The organism is uncultured Butyricimonas sp. (genome assembly GCF_959596855.1).
GTDB lineage: Bacteria > Bacteroidota > Bacteroidia > Bacteroidales > Marinifilaceae > Butyricimonas > Butyricimonas muris.
Genome location: NZ_CAUFYA010000019.1, coordinates 55,390 through 81,844 on the forward strand (window position 1 = coordinate 55,390; position 26,455 = coordinate 81,844).

The window sequence follows — 26,455 nt, forward strand, 5'->3', positions numbered from 1 at the left end:
CAGCGGTGTCTTTATTTATATAAAACGACTGCCATGAACCTTCAAAACATTAGAACTATCACTCGTTACGAGAGAAAATTTATCCGGAGAAACACGGTATTCCAAGGAATAGCCTTGCTGGGATTAATCACAATTTTTCTTCTTCAACACTCTCTACAAAGCAAAGAACAAGCCAGTTATTGGTTTATGATTGCCCTGCCGTCATCCGTGCCTTTCGTGAACACGTATCTGTTCACCATACTCCAATCAGTCTTAATCATTTTAGCCGTCAGTGAATGGAGAAGACGAGAAAAACACGCGGACACGCTAGTCGCCATACAAACCAAAAATGCAAGCAACACGGAATATATCATCGGGAAAAGCATGGGAATTATTACCACTTTACTTATACTGAATGCAATATCTATTGTATCTGCCGTGGGAATACACATTTTCGACAGTGATTCCCCTTTTCAGCTTTTCCCGTACATCTTTTATTGGTTCACGTTGTCATTCCCCACCCTCTTATTCTTGACCGGACTGTCTATATTGACAACCGCTCTAGTCAGAAACGGGGGAATATCCATGTTGTTCTTATTTATATTTATGCTCGTGTCCTTGTATTATATACCGACTCTACAACACGGGCTCTTTGATTTTCGGGCAATCTGTTTACCCAACGTGTTCTCGGATATCACCGGACACGTCGCCCTATCGAATTATTTGACGCAACGAACATGTTTCCTGCTTTTAGGAATAGCTTGCATCATTTATTCTATCGGACTGGAAAAACGACTTCCAAACAATCCCCGTGTAAATCCGCGTATTCGTGTCATCGCGACAGGAATACTATTCGCGAGTATTCTCCCCGGTCTAAATTATTACAACCATTTCCGAACGGATGAGGTCACCCGGAATCGATATCGGGAAACGGCATTAAAATACAACGATTATCCCCCGACACACATTACCCGACACGAACTTAGCGTGCGTCAAAATGCCGATCAACTTTTTTGCTACAGCCAATTGCTAATCACGAATACCACAAAGAACCCAATCCCCGAAATCTTACTGTACCTTAATCCAACGCTGAAACTCACGCGGCTATCCCTCGATAATGGGAAAGAAGTCAAATTCAGCAGGGAAAATCAAGTAATTACCCTGTCCCATCCGCTATTACCCGGGGATTCGCTATCACTACGAATAAATTATCAAGGGAAAATCGATGAACGTGTATGTTACCCGGATGTAAATACACGGGAATACTGGAACGACCAATACCAGAACTCCCCCCTACACTTCGGCAAACGCTACGCATACGTGGGGGACGATTATACCCTGCTGACACCGGAATGTCTATGGTATCCCGCGACTATCCCTCCCGTGAATTTACGCACTCCCTATGCCGTGATAAAAGACTTCACCCGTTTTTCCCTGAAAGTTATCACTGGAAAAAATAAAACCGTCATATCCCAAGGAATACCGGAACATAAACAGGACACCATATTATTCAATAACAAGTATAACCTGACCGGACTCACGCTATGCATCGGGGACTACGAGAAAAAGAGCATTGAAGTAGATTCCGTGACCATGGAACTATACACGTTCAAAGGTCATAACCACCTAGAAAAACTACTCAAAAACCTAACGAGAGAAAAACTGGAAGCTACTTTACGGGAAAATAAAGAAAACATGGAAGGACGCATCCGAAAACAATACCCGTTCACGAAATTCACGTTGACCGAAACACCCGTGTCGTTCACCACCTTCTCCCGGAAATGGAGTAACGGGAGCGAGTTCATTCAACCGGAAATCGTACTGTTCCCGGAAAAATGGATCACGTCATACACTACATTCTCTCGTCACTTCCGGAATCAAGTAGAAGAAAGTATACAAAATAGAATCAACATGGGACTCCCCTACAATAAAACACGAGAAGAACTCTACCTCGATTTTATTATTCGTAAATTATTCCAACCATCAACAATACGCGACTCCCGGAATATTTTCGTACCCTCTCTCGGGAGAGCTAGCAAAACACCGGAAATGATAAACAATTATCACGACCTAACATCTCTATTCTTTAATCATTCCAGCTACTTCTATTCAAAAGATTATCCCGTCATGGATAAAATTCTATATGTTTTTGAAACACAAAAACAACGCCAACTCATCCACTTCATGGGAAATAACGAATCACTCAAGGCAAACCGTTATCTTTCATCACATAGTCTGAGAGAAGCACTGAATGACGACACGCTTCACTTTTCAACCCTAGAAAGTATACTCCAACTTAAAACATTCGAATTCATAAACCACATTAACTTGCAAATACCACCGGAAGAAATTCAACGTTTCATAAATGTTTACCGGAATAAACATCATTTCCAAGAATTATCCTTCGATTCTTTATGCATGGAAATAGCCGATCATTACAATATCCATCTTAACGATTTCATTCCTCTATGGTATAATGCGCAGTCAATCCCGAGCTATATCGTGAAAGATATAAAAGCACAAAAAATAGAATCGGATGAAAGTGAATTGTACCAACTATCCTTCAAAATATACAACAATAGTGAAACAGAAGGTATTATATCAACAACAACAGAAACCGGAAAGAACAAACAAGCTTACCGCATTCCCGCGGGAACAAGCTGGGAAATTAAAGAAACAAGGGAAATAGAACGTATCCCGAACTTTGAAATTAACCTGAATCTATCATGGAATATACCCAACGGCATCTCGTATAAAATTCATGAAGACGCAAGCATCACCCAAGACACCTCACGCGGCAAATTTGCCATCGATAATCAACAATTCTTTCCTCCCTCGGATGAAATTATCGTCGATAACGAAGACAACGGTTTCAGGATAGGCGTTACCTCCCGGAAGAAAAAACTAGGTACGTTACTTTCCCCGAAGAAAGAGAAAACATACATTTTCCAACACATGCTTTTTATCATCAACGAGGCCGCCCCGACAGAATGGACATACTGTGCCGGAACACAAGGTTTCCACGGCGACATCATCAAAAGCATGGTATTCAAAAAAGCCGGGAAAGGCAATGCCCCGGTAGCGTGGACGGGAGAATTGCCCGAAGAAGGGCGATACGAAGTTTTCGTTTACCTCGTCGAAAACCAAGCTCCCGCTGAAGGACACTCGGAACAATATTACACGCTAACAACAAAAAACGGAGAGGAAAAGGTCACTTTAAGAATAGAACCCGCGGACGAGGGTTGGGTATCTATTGGTACATTCGATTTCCCTGCCGGAGCAAACACCATTACATTAAGCGATAAAACCACTAATCCGGATCAAATCATCTATGCAGATGCCGTGAAATGGAAATATATCGGCCAATAACAAGTCGCAAATAACTCGGCATTTCTAATACTAATTTAAAATTTTAAAACATGAAAACAAAAACATTTATCAGAAAGGCTACAATGCTCTTTACCCTACTATTAGGAATTAGTCTTATTACAATGGCTGTAGATCAACAATTTAAAGTAACAGGAAAAGTCACTAACGCCCAAGGTGAACCAATAGCTGGAGCAACAGTTAAAATCAAAGGTACTAACACCGGTGCTATTACAGATGCCGAGGGGAATTACACTATCTATGTCACCTCAAAAAATGTTCTCGAATTTTCATTCATTGGAATGCAAACTCAAAAAGTTCAAGTAAAAAATCAAACTGTAATTAATGTTATCTTACAAGGAGAGATTTCAAAAAAATCCCCCCAACTTCAAAACCAGCAGACAATACCAAATACTACTCTAAATTACACGAAAGAACAGATTATTAAAAGCATTATCTAAAAACCTCTATTATGCGAACAAAGATTGTATTCATTCTCCTTATCTTAGGTGGAATTATCCTCGGTAATCATTTATCGACAAATGCACTTGACATCCAGAAAAAAGTCACCGGTACAGTAACAGATACCACGGGAAAACCTTTGAGCGATGTTACGATTATGATTAAAGGAAGAGAAGTTGGCACACGCACAAACACGAAAGGAACTTACGTTCTTTTCGTGACAAACGCAGACACACTGGTTTTCTCGAAAAAAGAAATGAAAACACAAGAGGTCTCCGTAGGTCAGAAAACACAAATCGATATTGTTCTGCAAAAAGCTAAAAAGTAGACCTATCAAGAAACTTTCCGGCGGGGAAACTGTATGTTTATCAGCTTCTCTGCCGGAAACATGAATCTACAAACTATTATACCCTTTATCCCCCGGGAATAACGGTTCTCTTGCCATGATACCCGGTTCCACCGTTTTCCGCTTCTCTTCCAAAACTTTCACGTCCTCCCCCTGCATTTCCAACAGCTCCTCCCCTCTTCTTTCCCAAACAATGGAATCATACTTTACCACCTGATGATAAGGCGGAACTGATACAGCGAAAACCAGACAATCATCAACCTCCCGGTATCTAATCAAAGTCAAGCTATCTATATTAGCACCGAATGCCTCAATAATTCTCTTATGCAGGAATAATTCGTACTTGTCCGGTACGCAATACAAATACTCCAGATCGCCGTGTACACCGACAGGTTCGCCCTCGTCATTCACCCCGATATAGACCACCCCGCCCTGTTCATTCAAGAAACCGCATATCGCGCACATCATTATATCGATTTGCGCTTCCACGTCCGCACCTCTCGAACCCGCGGGATACACGATTGACTCCATAAACTCCCGCACGAAATTCCGCTCGCCAAACGTCAATTCTTCCTGTTCTTCCTTTTTGAAAGATAGCAAAGCCAGAAGTTCATCATGTATCAAGCGGGAAGTCCCAACCGTATGCCCCGGCAACTCCTTTTCCAGTATATATTTCGCGACATTCGCGACATCTTCATCTCCCGAACGGGAGTAACGCGCCAGCTCATCCGCGCACGAACCGTCTTTACATGCCGCGAGAATCTTGATAATTGTCCACTGTCGCTCCAAAGCGGGGAAACGTTGGAAATCACGTTCCAAAAAATCCAAATCGATCTTCCTGACATCCCCTTCTTCCACGAACTCGTATCTTATGATCAAGTAATTTATCAAGCAATCATAATAAGTCTTCAGCCGATTATCACCCAACACGTGAGAGAGCAACCGAATAAAATAAAGCAAATTAAGATTACCCAGACGAACCTCCCGTGTCAAATAGAACTGTAACAAACGAATCAATTCCTTCACGTACCCGTGCGAAATATCCACAGACCGTTCTATCTTGCCCATGTTAAAATTCGCCTGCACGTCGCCTTCCCTAAAACGTTTACAATCACCCAAGTATTCATACACGAGGTTCGACACGGCATCATGCCGGTCAAAAGACTCGGTCGAGGCCTGTACCATTTCTCCCCTTATCCGTCCCCGGGTCGGTATCTCGGTTATTCTCAATAAATAACAATCATTCTCTTTTATCTCCATTCCTTCCGAGACACTCGTGTAAACGATATACCCGTCTTCAGAAAGCCAAATCAATAATTCGTTTTTCTCGTACAGGAATAAAGCATTGCACTCGTCCCCGGCATCCAGACGCACGGCTGCCGAACGATTCAACTCCTCCCAAATCGAAAATTGAAGTTTCTCCTCGCTCGACTCGACCACGGTCGCCTGCAACAAATCGCCGGGATGCAAAATATCTTCAATCGTATCCAGTTTTGCCCGTGTAATATGGCTCACGTGCAGCACTCCGTTCCCCTCGTACTGGTCGTCCACGACCGACACGAACGCCAACGTCGGGTTCTGGTTATATATCAATTTTATCTTTATCGTCACGCTCACTCCCACGGGTGGACGTCTTTTCTTCAAAACATTCTTCTTGAGTTCATCCGAGAAATCGGCGAACACGCCTCTCCATGATTTTGTCACTTCAGCAAGTTCCCCGTCGAAAGCCAATTTTCTCTTGTTACTCCCGACTTTCAACGCCATCCCGTTAATCTCCGCCACCATATCGAATTTCGTGGAAGTCGGTGCAGATAAAGTGATTGCCTTGTTGTCTACCAGTACCTGTCCCTTCCCGTCAAACATCCGTCCTTGACAATTTCTCAAAGCCGCGACCGACTTCTCCTCTATCACGGCTTTTAAGTCGTCAAACGAGAATTTCAACAAATCCTCCCAAGCGAAAACCGGATTCTTCTGGTTAAACAAGAGAGAATTGAAAGCGTTCTCCCTGAACAACTCCTCTTTTTTCTCCCCTAAAATATACAGGTACCTGAAAAACATGGAACGCAGGCAGGCAAATTCTTCCTGCACGGGAACTCCCGACAACAATTTCGCGCCGAGAATCCAAACCGTATCTTGAAGCTGTTCTTCCGTCCTACCCTCGAAACTTAAAATATCATCTTGTTCCCGCATCAATGCCACCCGCTCGTTCATGCATTCTGTCACCCGCGGGAAATTCTTGTTCAACGTGTGATACACCAAAAGCACAAAACCTTCTGCCGGTAAAAGATGCAAGCGGGGACTGAAACGCACGATTGTTGACAGGGTAATCCACACCAACGACTTTTTAAACAGATAGCCCGACAAGGTCAACTTCCGCAACTTATCCGTCACGTAATCCCCCTCGCCCTCCGTGTCTATCAGCCGAATCGCCTCTCTCGACGCGAGCGCCTCATCCAAGTAACGTTCCACCAGCATCCGCTGGTCATTCAACTTGACGCCCTCGTAACATTTTAAATAAGTCGACCCCTCGATCAACCATTCCAGAACACGAATAAACACGCCGTTCAGGTAACGATAATCCTCTATCACGATTTCCTCTCCCGCCAGTTCCGACCGAATGACATTCAACAAAGAAAAAATCCACTCCGGCCCCTGTTTCTCGACAGAGGTAAAATCATAATCACAAGTGTACTTCTCAAGAACTTCCGCTTCCTCCCCCGTGAAACATACCTCTTCAAACAAACGCTCAAGAGTCACGATATCAATCGACTTATCTTTTACAATCTTATTCATCATCGTAAATACATTTAAACAAGCGCACTTTCGTGAACATCAACTTTTCATGATAATAAGGCACATGAAATCACCCCCTCCCGATTAACCACTATGCAAAGAAAGGACTTTTTTTCGAAAATATGCTCTCATACGCGTAAAAACATCATGAAATGATAAAGAGTTATACTAAACATTTCAAGGGGATGGCCTAGGATAAAGCGTAAAGCTCGCCTATTTCCCGCATTTCTAATGCCGGGAACAACATTCCTCCCGCGTGTGTTAAAAAAGCATATTCTTTACTAAAACGTGGGCGAAGTGCGGGCGAAGCACGGGCGAAGAGTAGGCGATGCCGCCTAAAACTCACCCAAAAGTCACCCAAAACCCGTGCAATGCCATAGTAAAACCCATGCTTAAAGGATAATCAACGATTACAAATTATTTTATATACATTTGTTCCCACATAACACACGAAAGTCCATGATTAGAAAATTCCAACCACGAGATGAAGATGCCGTTATCCGGATATGGCTGGAAGCATCAGCCATCGCCCACCATTTCATTCCCCGCTCCTACTGGGAAAACAACACGGCAAGCATGCGCGAAATATATATACCCCAAAGCGAAACTTTCGTTCACTCGGATGATACAACCGGAGAGATCACCGGCTTCATTTCTCTATCGGGAAATTACCTCGCCGCCCTATTCGTGGCTCCCGCCCGACAAGGTAAAGGAATCGGGCAAGCATTGATGACTTACGCGAAAACACTAAAACCCGAACTGGAGCTAAACGTTTACCGGGAAAACACACGAGCCGTCACGTTCTATAAACACCAAGGCTTCAAGATTACACGAGAACAGACAGACGAGGCTACCGGGCAGAAGGAATATGTCATGGTGTACCAAAGTCAAGACCGATAAAATAACTATTCTCACTCTTTCTTTTTACCGAATACACAAGTCAAAACACCTTTATACAGCATCCGCTTTCGCACCAACACGTGAAGAACTCCCAATACCCCCACAACAATACCGGTTTTGTAATGCAACAATCCTATCGAGGAATTAGCGCCATTCACGAAAAACAGTACCACTAACCCGGACACGACAACCAACACGAAAACAATTGACAACAACAAAACTACTTTTCCTTTGCCTTTACAGCCTTTCCTTTTCAACCCTCCATACCACCCCCAATGGCTCCTGATATGAATAATTCCCAACGCCATAAACAACAAGCTGACAATCGTATGAAATACTGCCCAGTTATGCCACGTTGCATGGTTGATGCCATGCCCCGCGATATGTAACTCTACACCCGTATAGAACGACAGGACGAACACGAAAACCAATATCAAATCCGTCAAGTAAATAAATTTACTTCTATTCATCTTTTTTGCTCCAAAACTACAATGAATTGACAAACAGAAAAATAGAATATACAAGGTTAAAATTGTACTATTCAAGGTATTTCTTCCGATAGGAAGTAGGATTCACGCCCACGACTTTTGTAAATAATCTGGTAAAATAAGCATAATCGTCCACTCCCAGACAAACAGCTATCTCCCTTATATTCATAGATGTATATATCAACATCCGTTTAGCCCTCAACAGGAGTTCGTTTTGAATATATTTGCTTACACTCACGCCTGTAATGTCCTTAATCACTTCATTCAGATACACCGGGGATACGCACAACAATTCCGCGTAACGAGATACACCCCTGTTTATCACCCTTTCTTTTGAAAGCAATTCTTTAAAAGCCAACGCAATTTCGACACGTCTTCTTTTTTTAGATTGTTGCTTGACAATTTTCCGAATGGCATCCGTTATTATTCCAACGACCGCGCATGACAAATTTTGCAGAGTAGCTTTCGATTCATCACACTCCCGCTCATCGATTCGGCGGAAAATCATGGAAAAGAGTTGAGTCAACTCGACACGCTGCATGTCATTCACTTTGAATGATAGCGGCGATAGCGCGTATTCAGCGAGGACTTGTTTCGTCGGAATATCTATAAACACCCCGTCCATGAATAAAAGAAATGCCTTCACGTCACCTGCATCGACAACATGGTGGACTTGGTTCGGCTGGATACAAATCACATCACCTGCCGACAAACAACAATCATTGAAATCAATACCGACACGACACGTCCCGCTCTCTACCATACCAAATATGTAATACTCGTCCCGATGAGTATAATCGATTGGTCGTTTCGCTGAAAAAGGAGAAAGTTCTTTCGCGAATATCCCGAAATCGGATTGCCGAACCATTTTATGTGTAGGAATACCTGTCATTCAATGTTTTTTGCGAAGTTAGCAAATTACCGGAAAAGGTCGGGATAATATCAAACTAAATTTTTACTTTTACGTCCTCAAATATTACATATGCCACAAGATATCACGATATACACAGACGGTGCAGCCAGCGGGAATCCCGGTCCCGGGGGATACGGGGTCGTGCTTATGGCGGGACCGCACCGGAAAGAATTGTCGGAAGGCTTCCGGCTCACGACGAACAACCGCATGGAATTGCTTGCCGTTATCATCGGGCTAAATGCCCTGCGCTTCCCGGGAAGCAACGTCACGATATACTCTGATTCGAAATACGTCGTCGACGCCGTCGAAAAAGGTTGGGTGTTCGGGTGGGAGAAAAAAAGATTCAAGGATAAAAAGAATCCCGACCTGTGGCAACAATTTTTAGTACTCTATCGCAAACACAACGTGAAGTTCGTCTGGATAAAAGGACACGCCAATATACCTGAAAACGAACGCTGCGACCAACTCGCCGTTGCCGCCTACAAAGCCCCTAACTTACAGATAGATGAATATTATGAAGCAGAAGGGCGTTCAAACGAACAAATTTTCAGTTAAAAGGCAAAAAAAATTCCCGTTTGTTACTCTCTAACGTTTTAAATTAATTAATTTCGCGCTACAATCTAATATAGAAAAATAACATCGTTCGTCATAAAAAACTATCGAGATGAAGAAAATATTAATCGTTGGTGCAGGGGGACAAATCGGTTCCGAACTGGTTCCTTATCTGAGATCTATCTATGGAGATAACAATGTAGTGGCAGCCGATATCAGTGCTGAAAAATGCAAAGCATTGGCAGAAGCGGGTCCTTTCGAGGAATTGAACGCTCTTGACGGAGAGGGATTCAGTGCCATCGTGAAAAAATACAATATTGATACCATCTTCAACCTGGTTGCCTTATTGTCTGCCACGGGAGAGAAAAACCCGAAACTGGCATGGGATATTAACATCGGGGCGTTGACCAACTCCCTGTATATCGCGAAGGACAACAATTGCGCCGTGTTCACGCCGAGTTCTATCGGTGCTTTCGGTAACGACACCCCGAAAGACAAAACCCCGCAGGATACCCTGCAACGTTCTAACACCACGATTTACGGTGTTTGCAAGGTAACCGGAGAACTTCTAAGCGACTATTATTTCCACCGCTTCGGGGTAGACACGCGTAGCGTACGCTTCCCGGGATTGATTTCATACGTGACTCTTCCCGGCGGGGGAACCACGGACTACGCCGTGGAAATCTACTATGACGCCATCCGGAAAGGTTCATTCACTTGCAACGTGCAGGAAGGCACCTACATGGACATGATGTACATGCCGGACGCCTTGAACGCCGTGGTTACTTTGATGGAAGCCGACCCCAGCAAATTGAAACACCGGAACAGCTTCAACATCGCGTCCATGAGTTTCGAGCCGGAACAAATCGCGGCAGAAATCCGCAAACATATCCCGAACTTCAAAATGGATTATCAAATTGACCCGGTAAAACAAGCTATCGCCAACAGCTGGCCAAACAGCATGGACGACACTTGCGCCCGTGAGGAATGGGGCTGGGCTCCGAAATACGACCTTACCAGCATGACCAATGATATGTTGGTAAAAGTGAAAGAGAAATTTGACAAGGGGTTAATTAAATAAAACCTTTTCTCAATAAATAAAAAATCCGGGTTTAAGAATCCGGATTTTTTATTGTTTATCTGTTCACGATTAATCTTCTACTTCACCCAATTTCTTTTCATAACCTAAAAACTTTCCTAAACCATTTTTTTCCAATACAGCTTTCAAGTACTCGTATTTCTGCATTATCAGTTCCTGATGTCCATACATTTCCCTAATTTCAGCATCTGTATGAGTCAAAACCAGAGTCAAATAATCCATAAAATCAACCTGCTTAAATATAAAATTATAATATGTTGAAGTAACACTTCGAACTGACAAGACGCCAAATCTATACGGAAGATTATCGTATTCTGTAATCAGTTTTCCATCGGGGAAACGATCGGGGGTAGAAGTTGTCAATTTAAAACCTTTAGCGTAAGGAGCACCGGTCAATGTCGTCGGCCATTCCGCCGAGTTGTTAGTTATATCGAAGAAACCTTGCAACTCTTCATTGTTTCCAGCACCATCCCCACCGAACAAATCGTACACCTGCTTCAACAACACGTTAATCATCAACCCCTTTCTTTCATCCTCCGTCAACGTGTTGAAATGCTTCTTGGTTACATCGGTCATACTCACCACAACAGTAGCATTGGCTACATCGTTCCAATAAGGCAATACAGTAGAGTTCCCCGTACTATTAAATACTGTATCTACAATAAAAAAATGTTTATAGAAAAAAGACGATGTATTCAATACCGGATCGACGACCAAGAAATAATAATCGATAAAATCCTTGATTATTCCCCGGTCGTAAGACAAACGATAATTGGCAGAAGTTGTTTTTCCCGAACGTTTGAAATCGTACCCCATCATATAGGTTTGATAATGAGTATAAGGCTCTCCATAAGTATAGCGAGTTTCCGTACCTATGGTATCGTTATAGAAAAACCGTAAACCAGTTTCATCGTATATCTTATAAATCAATTGATCCAATTCATCAGCATTCGGATCGTAGGTAAGTACCCACCAATCCCGCTCCTCATAGGAGGGACTTGGTGTTTCGTCATCGGAACAAGCCATAATTAGGCCACAAGCCAAGAAAAGGCTTAATAATATATTTTTCATCATCTTATTCTTCTTTAAAAATACAATTTACTCGTTCATTTTGTATAATAGCACCTTCGGTCTGCTCGATCTCATACGTGGGGATCGGCATCACCCAAGCTCCATCCGGATAAGCAGGTAACTCGTAATATCCAATATAGGTCCCCTTATCCTCTGCATCACCTGCATTATGCTCAAACATGCCGTGACGGATAGAGAGTGCTTCCGGATACTTGGGACTGACCGCATAACGACGCAAGTCAAACCAACGTTGGCACTCGAAGCATAACTCCCGTCTTCTCTCCTTACGGATCAATTTCACTAAAGCCTCGCCGGACTCCGTCAAGGTTCTCAAATTGGGAATCCGGGTTTTCATCAAATCCGCTAACACTACTCTTGCCTCACCATCCTGATCGATCATCGCCAATGCCTCCGCCAGGTTCAAATGTACTTCAGGTAAACGCAACAAGAAACAATCCGAGATGTAGGTTTTCATAGAATTCAAGGTTGCAGTATCCTTCCCCGTTAACTTTGCCGGCAACAAAAATCCACCATACTTATGCTCTCTACACACCAAATTTTTACGCACATCGCCATCCTCTTCCGAGAACACTTCCAACAGATCCGGAGAAATCGCAATGGCATCCACCATATCAGCGTGATTTTCTTGATAGAATACCCCCGCTCCAAAACTTTGTCCCTGGGTAAAAATAATCTCAGGACAACCGTTATACAACCATGTTGCTTGCCCCGAACTTTTCATGTTCATCAAGGAATACTTCCCTTTCAAGATTTCCCGGCAAAGCTCCGGAACCAAATCCCATTTACCCATATAGCAATACACGCGACTCAACAAGAGGCGTGCCGCATCTTGGTTCGCCCGATTGACAGAAGGCATCTCGATTCCTTCCAAGTAATCGACTGCCATTTGCAAATCATGCACGATTTGATTGTAAACGGAATCCACTGGGGTGCGGGTGAAATTCTTGTCCTCCACAATGGGAGATAATTTCAGGGGAACACCCAAATCACTAGATGCCGTCACCGGGTCATAAGGCTTGGCATAGAGATTCACCAACAAGTAATAGTACGCCGCCCGGAGAAAATGGCATTGCCCCCGCACGCTGTTACGGTCCTCTTCCTTATCGTGTGTGAACTCCTCCACCTTATTCAGGATCACGTTCAACACCGCAATGTGTTCATACAGTGTAGCCCAGTTTTTATCCTCGAAAGCATCTCCCTTGATATTAAACGGAGAAGCTTCCCAACAGTAAAAGGCACGCATTTTATTGGTAAAAACACCCTTGATCAACTCCTGACCGGCGATAGCCGCCTGCACATCATCGTCCATCACGTGCAACCAAGAATAATAGGATTTAGGTAGTTTCATATCAAAACCAGCAGCATTGAATACCAAATCCGCTTTCATGTACCCGTTACCGATCAACAACTCTTCCATATCCTTACAATCGCGGGCATACATCAACTCGTGGGACTCTTCTGTCAGAAAATCGCCACAAGCCCCCCACAGGCAACCTAACAAGCAAATCAGAAATATATATCTTTTTTTCATAAGTTTACAATTTTTAGAATGATACATCTATACTAAAAGAATAAGTGGGACGCACGGACAAGTTAATGCGATCAGCAGACCCAGACTGCGAGGTCGGATCCTGTCCGCGCAACTCCTTCGCACTCCAAGTAAATAGATTCGATCCCGACAAGGACACATACATATTCTTCACGTGCAAGTGCTTGCAGATCTTTTGCGGCATCACGTATCGCAAACTCATGGATTGTAATTTCAGATAATTACCACTCACTACTCGAATATTCGAGAAATCGTACATCTGCCAAATGTGATCGGCAAACTTAAACGGTTCGTTTTTCCACCAAGGGCTATTTATAGAAGCCGAAAAATCTTCAGCCTTCAACATTCCCGGAATATTGGTGTTTTTTTCATCCCCGGGACGTTTCCAACGATGCACAAATTCCTTGCGCATATTTTTGATCGGTTGTGGAACGCTGGAACCACTAACATTATCATACAATTTTAACAAACGCACCTTGGAACCGATGCTGTAAGCAAGGTTAAAACTCAAGATAAAGTTGTTATACTCAAACGTGTTAGAAATCCCTCCCTGCAAGTAAGGCACCCGGCACCCGGAGTATTGCATGATGGTAGTAAACACCTTACTCTTTGGCATATCAATATATTGATCCCAAAGATCCTCTTCCACTCGGGCAAAAGTGGGACGCCCATCTGCCGGATCCAATCCAGTGAATTCGTAAGAAAAGAAAGAATTCAATGGACGCCCATTCACGTAAGCGTTTCCATTCAAATAGTCTTGATAGTTGAAATCGTCATGCAAAGGATCGAAATCGCTACCTCGTCCCAATTTATTGATCAACTTATTCACCACCTGCCCCAATTGCGGGTCGATACTCCAACGGAATCCTTTCCGCTCACCGCTGGAGCTGATATCGGAAAGCATGCGATTCATCGGAACAATATTGAAACTAAACTCGAATCCGGAGTTCTCCACTGTACCTTCGTTCACCTTGTAAGAAGCAACCCCATTTACGCGAGACACCTTTTTGGTCAAGTAGGCATTTTTGGTTTTCTTGTAGAAGTAGGAAACCATACCTTTCAACGAGTTGTTAAACAAAGAGAAATCGACACTCGTGTTGAACGAAGCCGTCTTCTCCCATCCCAAATCCGGATTCGGGAAAGTCTTAATCGTGGATTGATATTCGTTGAATACCTGATTTACCTCACCCTTTTGAATAATCAATTCCGGAGTAGCCTCGTTGGTGATATTTCCCTGGTAACCAAAAGAAGCACGCAACGCCACGTTGTTAATCCAATTCACATTAGCAAGCACATTCTCTTTCAAATTCCAGCGTCCGGACAACGACCAGACCGGGAGAATCTTGTCATTTGTCAGATTACCGAATTCATTAGAGAAATCCAAACGGGCATTCACGTTGAAAATATAAGCATTACGGAAACTATAAGTCAATGACCCATACAACCCGACTTTGTTGGAGGTTCTATCTTTCAATTTACCCAAAGCATTGGGATCAGAGGCTAACCACTCTGCATACTTAAAGTACACTTCTTCATCCACCTTATTTACCGTCATACCGCGATCCGGCAAATAACAACGGATAGTTTTAGCAAATCCTGTATATTTGGAAGAACTCAACTCTCCCCCCACGTCTACAGACAGCATATGCTGCTCGTACTCATCCAAATAATGGTAGTAATTAACTTGCCCACGCAGGGTATAACTATTGTTTTTCGTGTTATCCTTCTGTAATTCTCCCCCGAAAGGCAATGTTGCTTGTCTATTAGATACGAAATCATTGTACCGCGGATCTTTCTGAAAGTAAGAATAACCGTACGCATACGCAGTATTTTCAGCGTGATAGGTTTCATTATCCGTATCGGACAGTGAATACGAGAGAGTTGCCTGCGCTTTCAAACGAGGGATAATCTCATAAGACAAATTAGTCATAAAACTTACCGTGTGGCCTTTCACCTTATTATAAGAGTTATCTCGTTCATTCAACACGTTAAAATAAACAGGTCTTTGGTTTTTTTGTACCTGATGATAATGCAACGTCCCGTCTTTATCGTACAAGGGTACTGCACGACTGGTTCCATAAGCATAATCCATCAAACCTACATCTGCGGGAGTATGGTCTTGCTCGCGCACATTAGCTGACAACTTAAATTGGGCACTGAATTTATTTTGCGTAAAATTCAAGTTTAATACCGAATTGTAGCGATCAGCCGACTCTTTGACCAATACACCATTTTCCCGCCCATAACCAAGGGAGGCATGATACCTGAAATTCTCGGATCCCCCGGAGAAGGAGAGTGTGTGATTGTGTGAGAACGAGTTTCTCGTGATCTCACCCAACCAATCGGTGTTCATAGTTTCAAACCGGGTAACCTCTTCTTGGAACTTATCGAAACTAATCAAGCCTTTTTTGTATTGCTCGACCAAAGCCTCGTAACCAGTCCATCCATCTTCAGTACTATTATATTTCATTCCTTTCTCTATTGCCTCGCGGGAGTAATCGACACGTTCTCGAGAATTCATCAAGTAAATCGCCCGATCCGAATAACGCGGGCGGCGGGCAAAACTCCCGTCCACGTGGTAATTCAAGCGCAAGGGACCCACTTTCCCTTTTTTCGTGGTGATGACAATTACCCCATTGGCAGCTTTCGTTCCATACAAAGCAGTGGCAGAGGCATCCTTCAATATGTTGATGTCCTCGATATCATAGGGATTCAAACCGGAAATAGCGTTTCCCAACAAGTTCACGAAGTCCAAATCGTTGATGTCAGTTGGGTCGACATTCACCGGATCAGTCAATACAACACCGTCCAATACCCACAAAGGTTCTTGACTTCCCAACACGGTGGAAGTTCCCCGGATACGTAAACGAGGTGTGGCCCCTACCTGCCCGGAGTTCTGCATGAAGATCAATCCCGGTACGTGTCCTTCCAACATCTTGTCAATAGAAGATACCCCCGGCATCATGATGTCCTCCGCTTTCAAGGTGGTTACCGCACTGGTCAATTTCTTTTTATCCGTGTTCAAGTATCCCAAAGCAACCACCTCATCCAAAGCTTCAGCATCGTCTTCCAAAATCACGTTCAATTCGGTTTGTCCAGTGTATTTTACCGTTTTAGCTTTTTTCCCGATAAACGAAAAAATCAATTCCACATCATTACTAACAGGTAGAGTCAATTTGTAACGTCCTTTGATGTCGGTAACCGTTCCCACTGTAGTACCCTTGATTTGCACAGTCACACCCGCAAGGGTATCGGTTTTCACCATTCCTGTCACAGTACCCGTCACGACTCTTGGCTTCTCGTCTTTCGCCTGCACTAGAGTCGCATGGCGCAAGATAATCAAATTTCCTTCCTGCACATACGTAAGATTGGTTCCTTTCAACACGATATCCAATATCTCAACCACATTTTTATCTTTTATCGATACCGAGATATTGTTCACACTTTTCACATCCGCACCCGAATACACGAATTGTACCCCGGCTTTCTCTTTCAACAAATCCATGACCTCAACCAAAGACTTGTTTTCTATCTCTAAATTCAATCTCACCTGCTGTGCCTTCACGGTAGCAAAAAGTGACTCCGAAGACAACATGACAAACAAAACGAATAGTTTTATCACCCGTATCCATTCTATCGATTTCGGACTCCCTCTAAACCTGAAACGAAAACTCAATTCTTTCATAATCTGTATTTGATAATTAAAAATCAATGCCATCTATTATTTCTACTCTTTAGTACCGTAAAGTGTAGCAATATTATGCGTAATCGGAGAATTTGATGCGGTATATGACAATCTATACAAACGCCTATAATCTCCCCCTGTTTCACAGGTTAAAGATCCTTTTACCGAGGGATAGGACGGACAGCGGGATCCATCTTTCCCAATAAATCTAAACCGTAACTCCGCTCCAAAGGATTTAGACCATGTTCCAAAAAACGGTTTATTGAGAAATAAATCCCCCATGGCAATGTCAAAAGTGACACGATAGGTGTTATTCCCTAAATCCTCTGCATACAATATATTTTTATAAACACCATAAGCATCGTTACCCCCATCCCAAGTTTCATTGCGTTCCAATGCCTCACTTGCAGCCTGGTATGCAGCATAACTTGCAGCATTAATAGGTTCATACGAAACGGTGACATCGTGGGAAGCCCACGGATCGTTGTAAAGAATTATCCCGTCAACAGGCTTATTACTATGGAATGTACAAGCAACAAAAACAGAATCCTCCTCAAGCGCCGGATTACCCGGTAAACTCCTTATATCCCACTCGTCGATCGTCACCTCCAACGGCTCTGGTTCCACGGGAGCGACATTACTAAACAATGGATGTTTTTCCAAGAATCGTGCCGCAGCTTCCGGTAGAATCACTTTATCCAAAATACCCCCCTTAGGCAAATTTAGTGTATTTCCAGAGTTACTACAATATCGCGTGTAAAACCACTCCCACCTGTAAATCTTACTAACAGCTTTTGACTTTACCGCTCCCACGAGAGAAAACGTCGCACTACTCATTTTATGTGATTCCAATGGAACCCCGAAAGAACGTGCCAAAGTATGCAGCACCTCCCCGTAAGAAGCCAAATGCGCTTCACGTCCCCGGCTTGAAGTTAAATAACGTACTTTAAATTTCTCATGATCCACGCCACAGAAAGCGATACCGGAATAAGTACCCAAACTATAATGCGCACAAAAACTACCCGTGTATTTAGGCATAAATACCAAGTAGTTATCGCTAGTTTTTTCCTCTGGATGCTGCTCGAAATAAGCTAGCACCTCTTCCGCCATCTTGGGCATGTTCTTTTCTATCATCTGGTCGGTAGGTAGAGAGCTCTTGATGTAGTGCATCTTCACGTAATCGGGATTCTCGTTCACGATCAAACCGAATTTCTTGTTGGGAATCCGGTTTCTCTGCAAACACAATTCGAAATACTTCTGCATGTCAAGAGCGAAGCCGGATAGACGCCAATGCCAATATTCCCTATCGTATTCATCGGCAGGCACGTAATACACTACATTTAAAGTATGCTCTGTTTCAGTCGTGTAAGTCGGCCCCGGAGGAAGTATCACCTCCACTTGCTCATCCTCATCACCTTTATACAATTCAGCACAACCAAACAGCATAAAGATAAAAGACACCCATAAAAAATATCCAATACTTTTCTTCATAAAAATGTTTGTTTTTGGTAAAAAAATCCATTAAGTTCATGTCCATAACGAAAGAAAAACAAAAAATGGGTACAACAATTCAGTATTTTTTAAATTTCATAATAATTAAAGCACTGAAAAGAGTTATACACGGATCATTCTCTCGTGAAGAAACGTATAAACTCAAACAAAAAGTTAGTATATTAGTAGCCTCGTTTTAATCAACGATCAGGAATCAAGCCTATATTTAAATTCAAAATATGCCAAGAAAAGAAAAAAAAACAAAGCGAGACATCGGTAAAAAAGAAATACGCCGGATGTTATACGATATATTCTCCGCGAACCCCAACGAACATTTTAATTACAAACAGTTGGCGCAGCGATTGGGGATCAAAAACATGAACGCGAAACAGTTGATCATGACGGTTCTCTACGAGATGAAAAACGACAATATGCTCTCGGAAGAATCAACCGGACAATTTAAATTCAAAATAAGTACCGTTTACGTCACGGGAATCATCGACTTGACCGCCAAGGGCACAGCCTACTTGGTTTCCGACGAATGCAAGGAAGACGTGTTTATCCCGCAGGTCGGTTTGAACCATGCCTTGAACGGGGACAAAGTAAAGGTCTTGCTCTACGCTCGAAGTTCCAGACGTCGCCCGGAAGGGGAAGTGGTAGAGATTCTGGAACGCAAGAAAGAAACTTTCGTGGGTATCATCCAATGCTCCAAACAATACGCGTTCCTTGTACCGACCGGCAAACAACTGCCTTACGATATCTTTATCCCGTTGAACGAATTGAACGGGGCAAAAGACGGGGAGAAAGCCATCGTCAAGATTACCGAATGGCCGGAAAACCAAAAGAACCCGATAGGCAAAGTGCTCCAAGTACTGGGTACCCCGGGAGATAATGATACCGAAATGAACGCCATCATGGCAGAATTCGAGCTTCCGGTTCAATTCCCCGCCACGGTGGAGAAAGCCGCGAAAAAAATAAAAGACGCTATTCCCGAGGAAGAAATCAAAAACCGACGAGATTTCCGGGGTATCACAACATTCACGATCGATCCGAAAGACGCCAAAGACTTTGACGACGCCCTTTCGTTCCGGAAATTAAAAAACGGGAACTACGAGGTAGGCATACACATTGCCGACGTCAGCTTTTACGTGACACCCGACTCGACCTTGGATAAAGAAGCGTATAACCGCGCAACCTCTGTTTACCTCGTGGACCGCACGATACCCATGCTACCGGAACATTTATCCAACGGGCTATGTTCCCTGCGTCCGAATGAAGAGAAACTCTGTTTCTCGGCAGTCTTCGAACTGAACGAGAACGCTGAAGTGATTAAACAATGGTTCGGACGGACGGTTATCAAATCGGACAGACGCTTCACGTATGAAGAAGCGCAAGCCATGATCGAGGGCGAAGACGGCGATTTCAAAACCGAAATAATAACGCTGAACGATCTTGCCCAGAAGCTACGGGCTGCCCGTTTCCAAAACGGCGCTATCGCGTTTGACCGCATTGAAGTACGCTTCGACATTGACGAGAAAGGTAAACCCACGGGAGTATATTTTAAACGCTCGAAAGAAGCCAACAAGCTGATCGAAGAGTTTATGCTGCTCGCCAACAAAAAAGTAGCCGAAAGAATCGGCAAAACAAAAGAAGGGCAAAAAGCAAAAACTTTCGTGTACCGTATCCACGAGCAACCCAATACCGAAAAACTGGAAGACTTCGGTCGTTTCATAGCAAAATTCGGGTATAAAATACGCACGACCTCTCCCCGGCAACTATCTTCTTCCATGAACAAATTAATGGAAGATGTACAAAACCGTCCGGAACAGAACATGATCGAAACACTAGCTATCCGTACCATGGCAAAAGCCGTTTACTCCACGGTAAACGTGGGACACTACGGTCTGGCTTTCGATTATTACTCGCACTTCACGTCACCCATCCGTCGTTACCCCGACGTGATGACTCACCGACTGTTGCAACGGTATCTGGACGGGGGACGTTCTGCCAATGCCGAAAAATACGAGGAGATGTGCAAGCACTGTTCCGACATGGAACAAGTGGCATCTAACGCGGAAAGAGCCTCGATCAAATACAAGCAGGTCGAGTTCATGAGTGACAAATTAGGAGAAAATTTCATGGGAACGATTTCCGGTGTCACGCAATGGGGATTCTACGTGGAGCTGAATGACACCAAATGCGAGGGACTGGTTTCCATCAATGAACTGGAAGGTGACTACTATGAATTTGACGAAGAAAACTACTGTATCGTGGGACGCCACCACCGGAAAGTTTACCAGCTTGGGGACCAAGTACTCGTGAAAGTAGCCAAAGCAAATCTCGTTGCCCGCCAACTCGATTTTGCCCTCGTGGAAAGCGAAAGTAAAAATACCACTCCTGCCGTTACCCCCCAAACACCTGCCTCCCGACGTGAAAAACCGGAACGTAAATTCCGCCGAGGCCGACGGGGAGATGCAGCTTCCGGCCGGAAAAGTGGAAAAGGAAACCGCAAAAAGAAATAAAAAATAAAAGAGGTGTGTTCTGACACACCTCTAGTCTATAAAGTTCATAAAGTCGAGCCTTCGGCTCTAAAGTCTATAAAGTCTGTATTTCAATAACACAATGGTATTCAGCTCTATAACACATTAACAACCTGTACATTTGACCTTACGACATTATGGACTTTCAGACCTTATGGACAAGAGGGCATGTTCCGACACGCCCTCGTTTTATTTTTCTATCATCAAGCATCAACCGCACTTGGATGACCCGCAAACTTTACAGATCAAACAACCTTCCTGATAAACGACAGATTTTGAACCGCAATTCTCACACACGGAACCAGTAGCCTCGGTTCCGTCCGGAATGAATTTCCGCAAAGCTCTCTCGACACCATTCTTCCACGTGTTGATATTCTCGTTATCAAATTCCATGGCTGCCACTAAATCCACGATTTGATTGATCGGCATCCCGTAACGCAAGACTCCCGAAATCAACTTGGCGTAATTCCAGTACTCCTTGTTAAACTTGTAAGACAACCCTTCAACCGTTGTTTTGAAACCTCTCTTGTTAGAGAATTGGAAGTCATAACGGCTATTACCTTCCTCGTCCGTATTCTTGACAATTTTACCATCCGTCACGGCTTTCGGTAACATGATACCTTCCTCGTCATCAGCAATACCGGTGAATATCTCGTAAGGGCGGCCATTATAAAGACCGATGAAAGCAATCCATTTTTCCTTGTTGTTCTGGAAACGCACGATCTCCGCATCCAACTCTCTCGGACGTTTTGACGGCATCGCTCCCTCATCCTTCTTATCTTTATTGGAAACCAGTACTCCCGCACGAGAACCGTCGCGATAAACCGTACATCCCTTGCAACCGCTCTTCCAAGCCTCGATATAAAGCTGTCCCACCAATTCCTCCGTCACGTCTGCCGGCAGATTCACGGTAACACTGATAGAGTGGTCTACCCATTTCTGCACACGCCCCTGCATACGCACTTTAGCTACCCAATCGATATCATTGGATGTAGCCTTGTAGTAAGGAGATTTGGCAACCATCTCATCGATTTCCTCATCCGTATAGCGTTCGCGTACATCATACCCGTTTTTCTCCATCCAAAGGGCAAACTTATGATGGAATACTATAAATTCCTCGTAAGCATCTCCCGTCTCATCAACGAAATCCACACGCACATTCTTATCATTCGGGTTTACCTTTCTTCTTCTCTTGTAAACGGGCAAGAACACCGGTTCGATACCGGAAGTCGTCTGCGTCATCAAACTGGTCGTTCCCGTGGGTGCAATCGTCAAACAAGCAATATTACGACGTCCGTATTTCACCATATCCTTGTACATCTCCGGATCAGCTTCTCTCAAACGAGTGATAAACGGATTGTTTTCCTCTCTCTTGGCATCAAAAATCTTGAAAGCCCCGCGTTCTTTTGCCATCTCGACAGAAGAACCGTAAGCGGCAATAGCCAATCGCTTGTGAATATCCACGGAGAAATCAACAGCCTCATCGCTACCGTAACGCAAACCCAAAGCAGCCAGCATATCGCCCTCGGCAGTGATACCCACTCCGGTACGACGTCCTTCTCTGGCTTTCGTTTTAATCTTCTCCCACAAACGGATTTCAACACCCTTAACCTCGTCGTCTTCCGGATCCGCACTAATTTTGTCCAAAATAGCATCAATCTTCTCAAGCTCCAGATCAATAATATCATCCATCAACCGTTGAGCGATAGCCACGTGCTTTTTGAATAAATCGTAATCGAAATAAGCCTCTTTCGTGAAAGGATTTACCACGTATGAATACAAGTTAATCGCCAGCAAACGACAAGAATCATACGGACACAAAGGAATCTCCCCGCAAGGATTGGTAGATACCGTTCTATATCCCAAGTCCGCGTAGCAATCCGGTATACTTTCCCGAATAATCGTATCCCAGAACAAGATTCCCGGTTCAGCGGATTTCCAAGCGTTGTACACGATCTTATTCCATAACTTCACGGCATTGATCTGTTTCACGTTCTTCGGCTCATCGGAATAAACCGGGTATTTTTGTATATAATCACGTTCCTCAACAACGGCATTCATGAATTCATCGTCAATCTTTACCGAAATATTTGCTCCGGTCACTTTACCTTCCGTCATCTTGGCATCGATAAAGCTCTCGGAATCCGGGTGATTGATAGACACACTCAACATCAAAGCTCCCCGGCGACCGTCTTGTGCAACCTCGCGCGTAGAGTTAGAGTAACGTTCCATAAAGGGAACAATACCTGTTGACGTTAAAGCCGAATTCTTTACCGGCGAGCCCTTGGGACGAATATGCGACAAGTCATGTCCCACCCCGCCTCTTCGCTTCATTAATTGTACTTGCTCCTGATCTATCTTCATCACTCCCCCGTAAGAGTCAGAAGGCCCGTCGTGACCGATCACGAAACAGTTAGACAATGAAGCAATCTGATAATCGTTACCGATTCCGGTCATCGGACCTCCTTGCGGTACGATATACTTGAAGTCACGTAAAACTTCAAAAATCTCCTCCTCACTCATCGGGTTGGCGTAAGTCTTTTCGATGCGTGCGATTTCTGAAGCTAAACGACGGTGCATATCATTCGGGTTCAACTCAAAAATATTCCCGTAAGAGTCTTTTAAAGCATATTTGCTCACCCAAACACGTGCAGCCAACTCGTCACCCTTGAAATAATCAAGAGAACTACTATAAGCTTCTTCTTGCGTGTACACTTTCTTTTGGTTTACAGCCTGTTTCTGTTTCTCCACTTTCTTTGTAGTTTGTTCCATTTAGCGTATATAATAAATTTTCTTTTTGGTCCCTTTTCCAACAGAACAAAACTATGGAAAAAAAACTTCTTAGAAAAATATTTTTACTAACACTTGTTGCAAGTTTTCCAAAATCATCAGTCATAACACTGATAATAAAACGATTAATAATTCCATTTTTCTTGAAAAATTTTCCAAATATAAATTTGTTCTAAAGTAGAAATAAAAATCGTAGAAAATTTTGGTTTAATAAAAATTGAAGTTTTAGAGAGTTCGACTCTATCAAGGAAGTACCAATAAGACACTATGATGATTGAAAAATCACATCTGTTTACGTTTGTATTCCTAAAAAGGTTTAATAAAGTTCTTTGATTTCTTCAGGAATATTTACATGCAACAATCTTTCATCATGAAGAATGTCTGTCACGTATTCATCGGATACCGGAAGAAGAATTTCTTTCGAGAATATCCGGATAGAAAGAACTACATTTCCCGAATAATTATCAACCTGCACAACCTCCCCTTTTTCACCTGTCGGTTCGTCAACCACGGAAAACCCGATCAGATCAGAAAGTTCCAAAGGCATATCCTCCTCTTCAAGCAGATATTTATCCATCAACAAATCACTCCCCACCAATCGGTCCGCCTGTTCTTTCGAGTCAACAAAATCAAATTTGACGATATAAGAAGTATGGTTCCGTGCCGTCAGACCATCTTCCGCGATATAAAAGGGAACCGGTGCTCCTTCCAGAAGAAGAAACACCGGTTCATCCATGTATTGTTCAAGAAGATCATTTCCCGTGTAAACAATCAACGCACCCTGTAAGTTATGAGTCTTACCGATTTCGCCGATCTTTATACAATCTTCCCTCTTGATCATAAATTATTCAGCTGCTGGAGTTTCTGCCGGAGCCTCCGGAGCTACTTCCGCTGCAACAGCCTCTGTAGCGGCAGCTTCTACTTCTGCTCTTGCTGCAGCCTCTGCCTCAGCTTTTGCCGCTGCAATTTCAGCTTGTTTCTTAGCTACAATCTCTGCTTTAGCTTCTTTTACTTTAGCCTCAGCTTCCAAACGAGCTTTGTATTCACTTTCAGACTCGTTAGCCAAACGTGCGATCTTAGCCTGAATCTTAGCGATTTTCTCTTTCTTCCAAGCCTCGAACTTCGTATCAGCAGCAGCCATATCAAACGCACCTTTCTTCACTCCTTCCAACAAGTGTTTCTTCAAAAGAACACCCTCGTAAGACAATATTGCCTTCGCGGTATCGGTCGGCTGCGCACCGGTTTGTAACCAATACAATGCTCTGTCAAAATTCAAATCAATCGTAGCCGGGTTAGTCATCGGATTGTAAGAACCAATTCTCTCAATATAACGACCGTCACGCGGCGCTCTACTATCTGCTACCACTACATGGTAGAACGGACGGCCTTTACGACCATGTCTTGCTAATCTAATTTTAGTTGCCATTCTTTTACTTTTAACTTATTAATTACTACCTATTCTCGATAGGCGGCGCAAAGATAGTGATTTAATTGAAAAATTGAAATTTCCTAGATCATTTTCTCTATCACAGAACGGTATTTTACATTTTCGACAACTTCTTTATACCTGTCTTTTAAAACATTCTGAGCCTCCGTCGGCAATTCTTTATAATACTGCATTACAAAATTGTTCCCGATATCATCCCGAATCTGTTGGTTCAAACCTAATTTATTCAACTCGTCAATATAGGCATTCACGAATTGCACGGGCTCGCTCATCAAGCCTGCCAATTTCCCCCCTAACAGATTATTCCAATAGGAAACCTCGTAGACTTTATAGCGATACACTTTCCGATAGACCTCAATATCATTCTTGGGCAGTGTCTTGTCAAAGATATTGAAATCATCGGGTTCCTCACTTTGATCTTCCCGATTCAATAAAGAATGGTACATAGGGTAATAAAAATAAGAAGCAGCCAAAGGGACTTTCACCTGAATACGAAACAAACGCACGAATTCCGGATCACAAGGATTCTTCTTCACGAATTCGGAAATTATCGCATCATTATATCGCACGATAGAATCCATCATCTCTTTAAACTCGACGGGTGGTAACACGAACATCTCTTGTGTTGACGGGAACCATTGTTTCCCGTAATAATCAAGCATCATACGTGTTTCCGCACGATCTCCTTCGGGAAATTCAACGGACTCATAATTCCCTTCCTGTACTCTCTTCACATCCATTTTTATTTTAACATCGTCCCCCGGTTTCAAATAAAGAGGCACGGCAGCTTTATCATTCACCAACCGCACATATCCAGCCTCTTTTAAAGGCAGTTGCACCTTAAAAAAACCGGTACTGTCTAACACCACTGATATCGTTGTGTCTTGAGTACAAATCTCAAAAAACAACTTATTTCCTTTATAATTCAGTAAATCTCCCGCAATCTTTACTTCATTATTAGGA

General features: G+C 43.3%; 18 protein-coding genes. 7 read left to right on the forward strand and 11 right to left on the reverse strand.

The window, feature by feature from the left end; genetic code table 11:
• Positions 1-33: 33 nt before the first annotated feature.
• The 3 genes from Q5866_RS10095 to Q5866_RS10105 are packed head-to-tail and all read left to right on the forward strand — an operon-like array spanning position 34 to position 4,135.
• Positions 34-3,348, forward strand: coding sequence for a hypothetical protein (locus tag Q5866_RS10095; protein WP_303180041.1), 3,315 nt, complete (start codon positions 34-36; stop codon positions 3,346-3,348).
• A gap of 50 nt (positions 3,349-3,398) precedes the next feature.
• A complete protein-coding gene (locus tag Q5866_RS10100; protein WP_186975918.1) occupies positions 3,399-3,806 on the forward strand; it encodes a carboxypeptidase-like regulatory domain-containing protein in 408 nt (135 codons plus the stop codon).
• A gap of 11 nt (positions 3,807-3,817) precedes the next feature.
• A complete protein-coding gene (locus tag Q5866_RS10105) occupies positions 3,818-4,135 on the forward strand; it encodes a carboxypeptidase regulatory-like domain-containing protein (protein WP_186975919.1) in 318 nt (105 codons plus the stop codon).
• A gap of 66 nt (positions 4,136-4,201) precedes the next feature.
• On the opposite strand, the gene Q5866_RS10110 is transcribed toward Q5866_RS10105, so the two are convergent.
• Positions 4,202-6,949, reverse strand: coding sequence for a helix-turn-helix domain-containing protein (locus Q5866_RS10110; RefSeq protein WP_303180043.1), 2,748 nt, complete (start codon positions 6,947-6,949; stop codon positions 4,202-4,204).
• Positions 6,950-7,405: 456 nt separating this feature from the next.
• Between Q5866_RS10110 and Q5866_RS10115 the strand changes: the two genes are divergently transcribed.
• On the forward strand, positions 7,406-7,846 hold the full coding sequence (locus Q5866_RS10115; RefSeq protein ID WP_303180045.1) for an N-acetyltransferase: 441 nt from the start codon (positions 7,406-7,408) through the stop codon (positions 7,844-7,846).
• A gap of 11 nt (positions 7,847-7,857) precedes the next feature.
• Here the strand turns inward: Q5866_RS10115 and Q5866_RS10120 are convergent, their stop codons facing one another.
• Positions 7,858-8,316, reverse strand: a complete 459-nt coding sequence (locus Q5866_RS10120; RefSeq protein WP_303180046.1) for a DUF4405 domain-containing protein — start codon at positions 8,314-8,316, stop codon at positions 7,858-7,860.
• 67 nt (positions 8,317-8,383) lie between these two features.
• Entirely contained in the window at positions 8,384-9,226 is an 843-nt protein-coding gene (locus Q5866_RS10125; RefSeq protein ID WP_303180048.1) for an AraC family transcriptional regulator, read from the reverse strand.
• Between the two features lie 90 nt (positions 9,227-9,316).
• Between Q5866_RS10125 and rnhA the strand changes: the two genes are divergently transcribed.
• Positions 9,317-9,802 (forward strand): ribonuclease HI, encoded by a 486-nt coding sequence (gene rnhA / locus Q5866_RS10130; RefSeq protein ID WP_186975924.1) that lies wholly within the window; start codon positions 9,317-9,319, stop codon positions 9,800-9,802.
• Between the two features lie 109 nt (positions 9,803-9,911).
• On the forward strand, positions 9,912-10,880 hold the full coding sequence (locus tag Q5866_RS10135; RefSeq protein ID WP_303180050.1) for an NAD-dependent epimerase/dehydratase family protein: 969 nt from the start codon (positions 9,912-9,914) through the stop codon (positions 10,878-10,880).
• Between the two features lie 69 nt (positions 10,881-10,949).
• Here Q5866_RS10135 and Q5866_RS10140 read toward each other — a convergent pair whose 3' ends face one another.
• The 4 genes from Q5866_RS10140 to Q5866_RS10155 are packed head-to-tail and all read right to left on the reverse strand — an operon-like array spanning position 10,950 to position 18,715.
• A complete protein-coding gene (locus Q5866_RS10140) occupies positions 10,950-11,972 on the reverse strand; it encodes a hypothetical protein (RefSeq protein WP_186975925.1) in 1,023 nt (340 codons plus the stop codon).
• A gap of 1 nt (position 11,973) precedes the next feature.
• The gene (locus Q5866_RS10145; protein ID WP_186975926.1) at positions 11,974-13,521 is read right to left on the reverse strand and encodes a RagB/SusD family nutrient uptake outer membrane protein; all 1,548 of its coding nucleotides are present in this window, start codon (positions 13,519-13,521) and stop codon (positions 11,974-11,976) included.
• A 13-nt stretch (positions 13,522-13,534) separates the two neighbouring features.
• Positions 13,535-17,224 carry a SusC/RagA family TonB-linked outer membrane protein gene (locus Q5866_RS10150; RefSeq protein WP_186975927.1) on the reverse strand — a complete coding sequence of 1,230 codons (3,690 nt, stop codon included), beginning with the start codon at positions 17,222-17,224 and terminating at the stop codon, positions 13,535-13,537.
• A 42-nt stretch (positions 17,225-17,266) separates the two neighbouring features.
• Complete coding sequence (locus Q5866_RS10155) at positions 17,267-18,715, reverse strand: hypothetical protein (protein WP_186975928.1); 1,449 nt, start codon at positions 18,713-18,715, stop codon at positions 17,267-17,269.
• A 239-nt stretch (positions 18,716-18,954) separates the two neighbouring features.
• Here Q5866_RS10155 and rnr point away from each other — a divergent pair, with 239 nt between their 5' ends.
• Entirely contained in the window at positions 18,955-21,237 is a 2,283-nt protein-coding gene (rnr, locus tag Q5866_RS10160; protein WP_303180052.1) for a ribonuclease R, read from the forward strand.
• Positions 21,238-21,465: 228 nt separating this feature from the next.
• On the opposite strand, the gene Q5866_RS10165 is transcribed toward rnr, so the two are convergent.
• The 4 genes from Q5866_RS10165 to Q5866_RS10180 all read right to left on the reverse strand — a co-directional run.
• Positions 21,466-24,027, reverse strand: coding sequence for an adenosylcobalamin-dependent ribonucleoside-diphosphate reductase (locus Q5866_RS10165; protein WP_186975930.1), 2,562 nt, complete (start codon positions 24,025-24,027; stop codon positions 21,466-21,468).
• Positions 24,028-24,361: 334 nt separating this feature from the next.
• Positions 24,362-24,886, reverse strand: a complete 525-nt coding sequence (rimM, locus tag Q5866_RS10170; RefSeq protein ID WP_186975931.1) for a ribosome maturation factor RimM — start codon at positions 24,884-24,886, stop codon at positions 24,362-24,364.
• Positions 24,887-24,889: 3 nt separating this feature from the next.
• Positions 24,890-25,471 carry a 30S ribosomal protein S16 gene (locus Q5866_RS10175; protein WP_186975932.1) on the reverse strand — a complete coding sequence of 194 codons (582 nt, stop codon included), beginning with the start codon at positions 25,469-25,471 and terminating at the stop codon, positions 24,890-24,892.
• Between the two features lie 83 nt (positions 25,472-25,554).
• Positions 25,555-26,455: hypothetical protein (locus tag Q5866_RS10180; RefSeq protein WP_303180054.1), on the reverse strand; the 901-nt coding region annotated here is incomplete at its 5' end.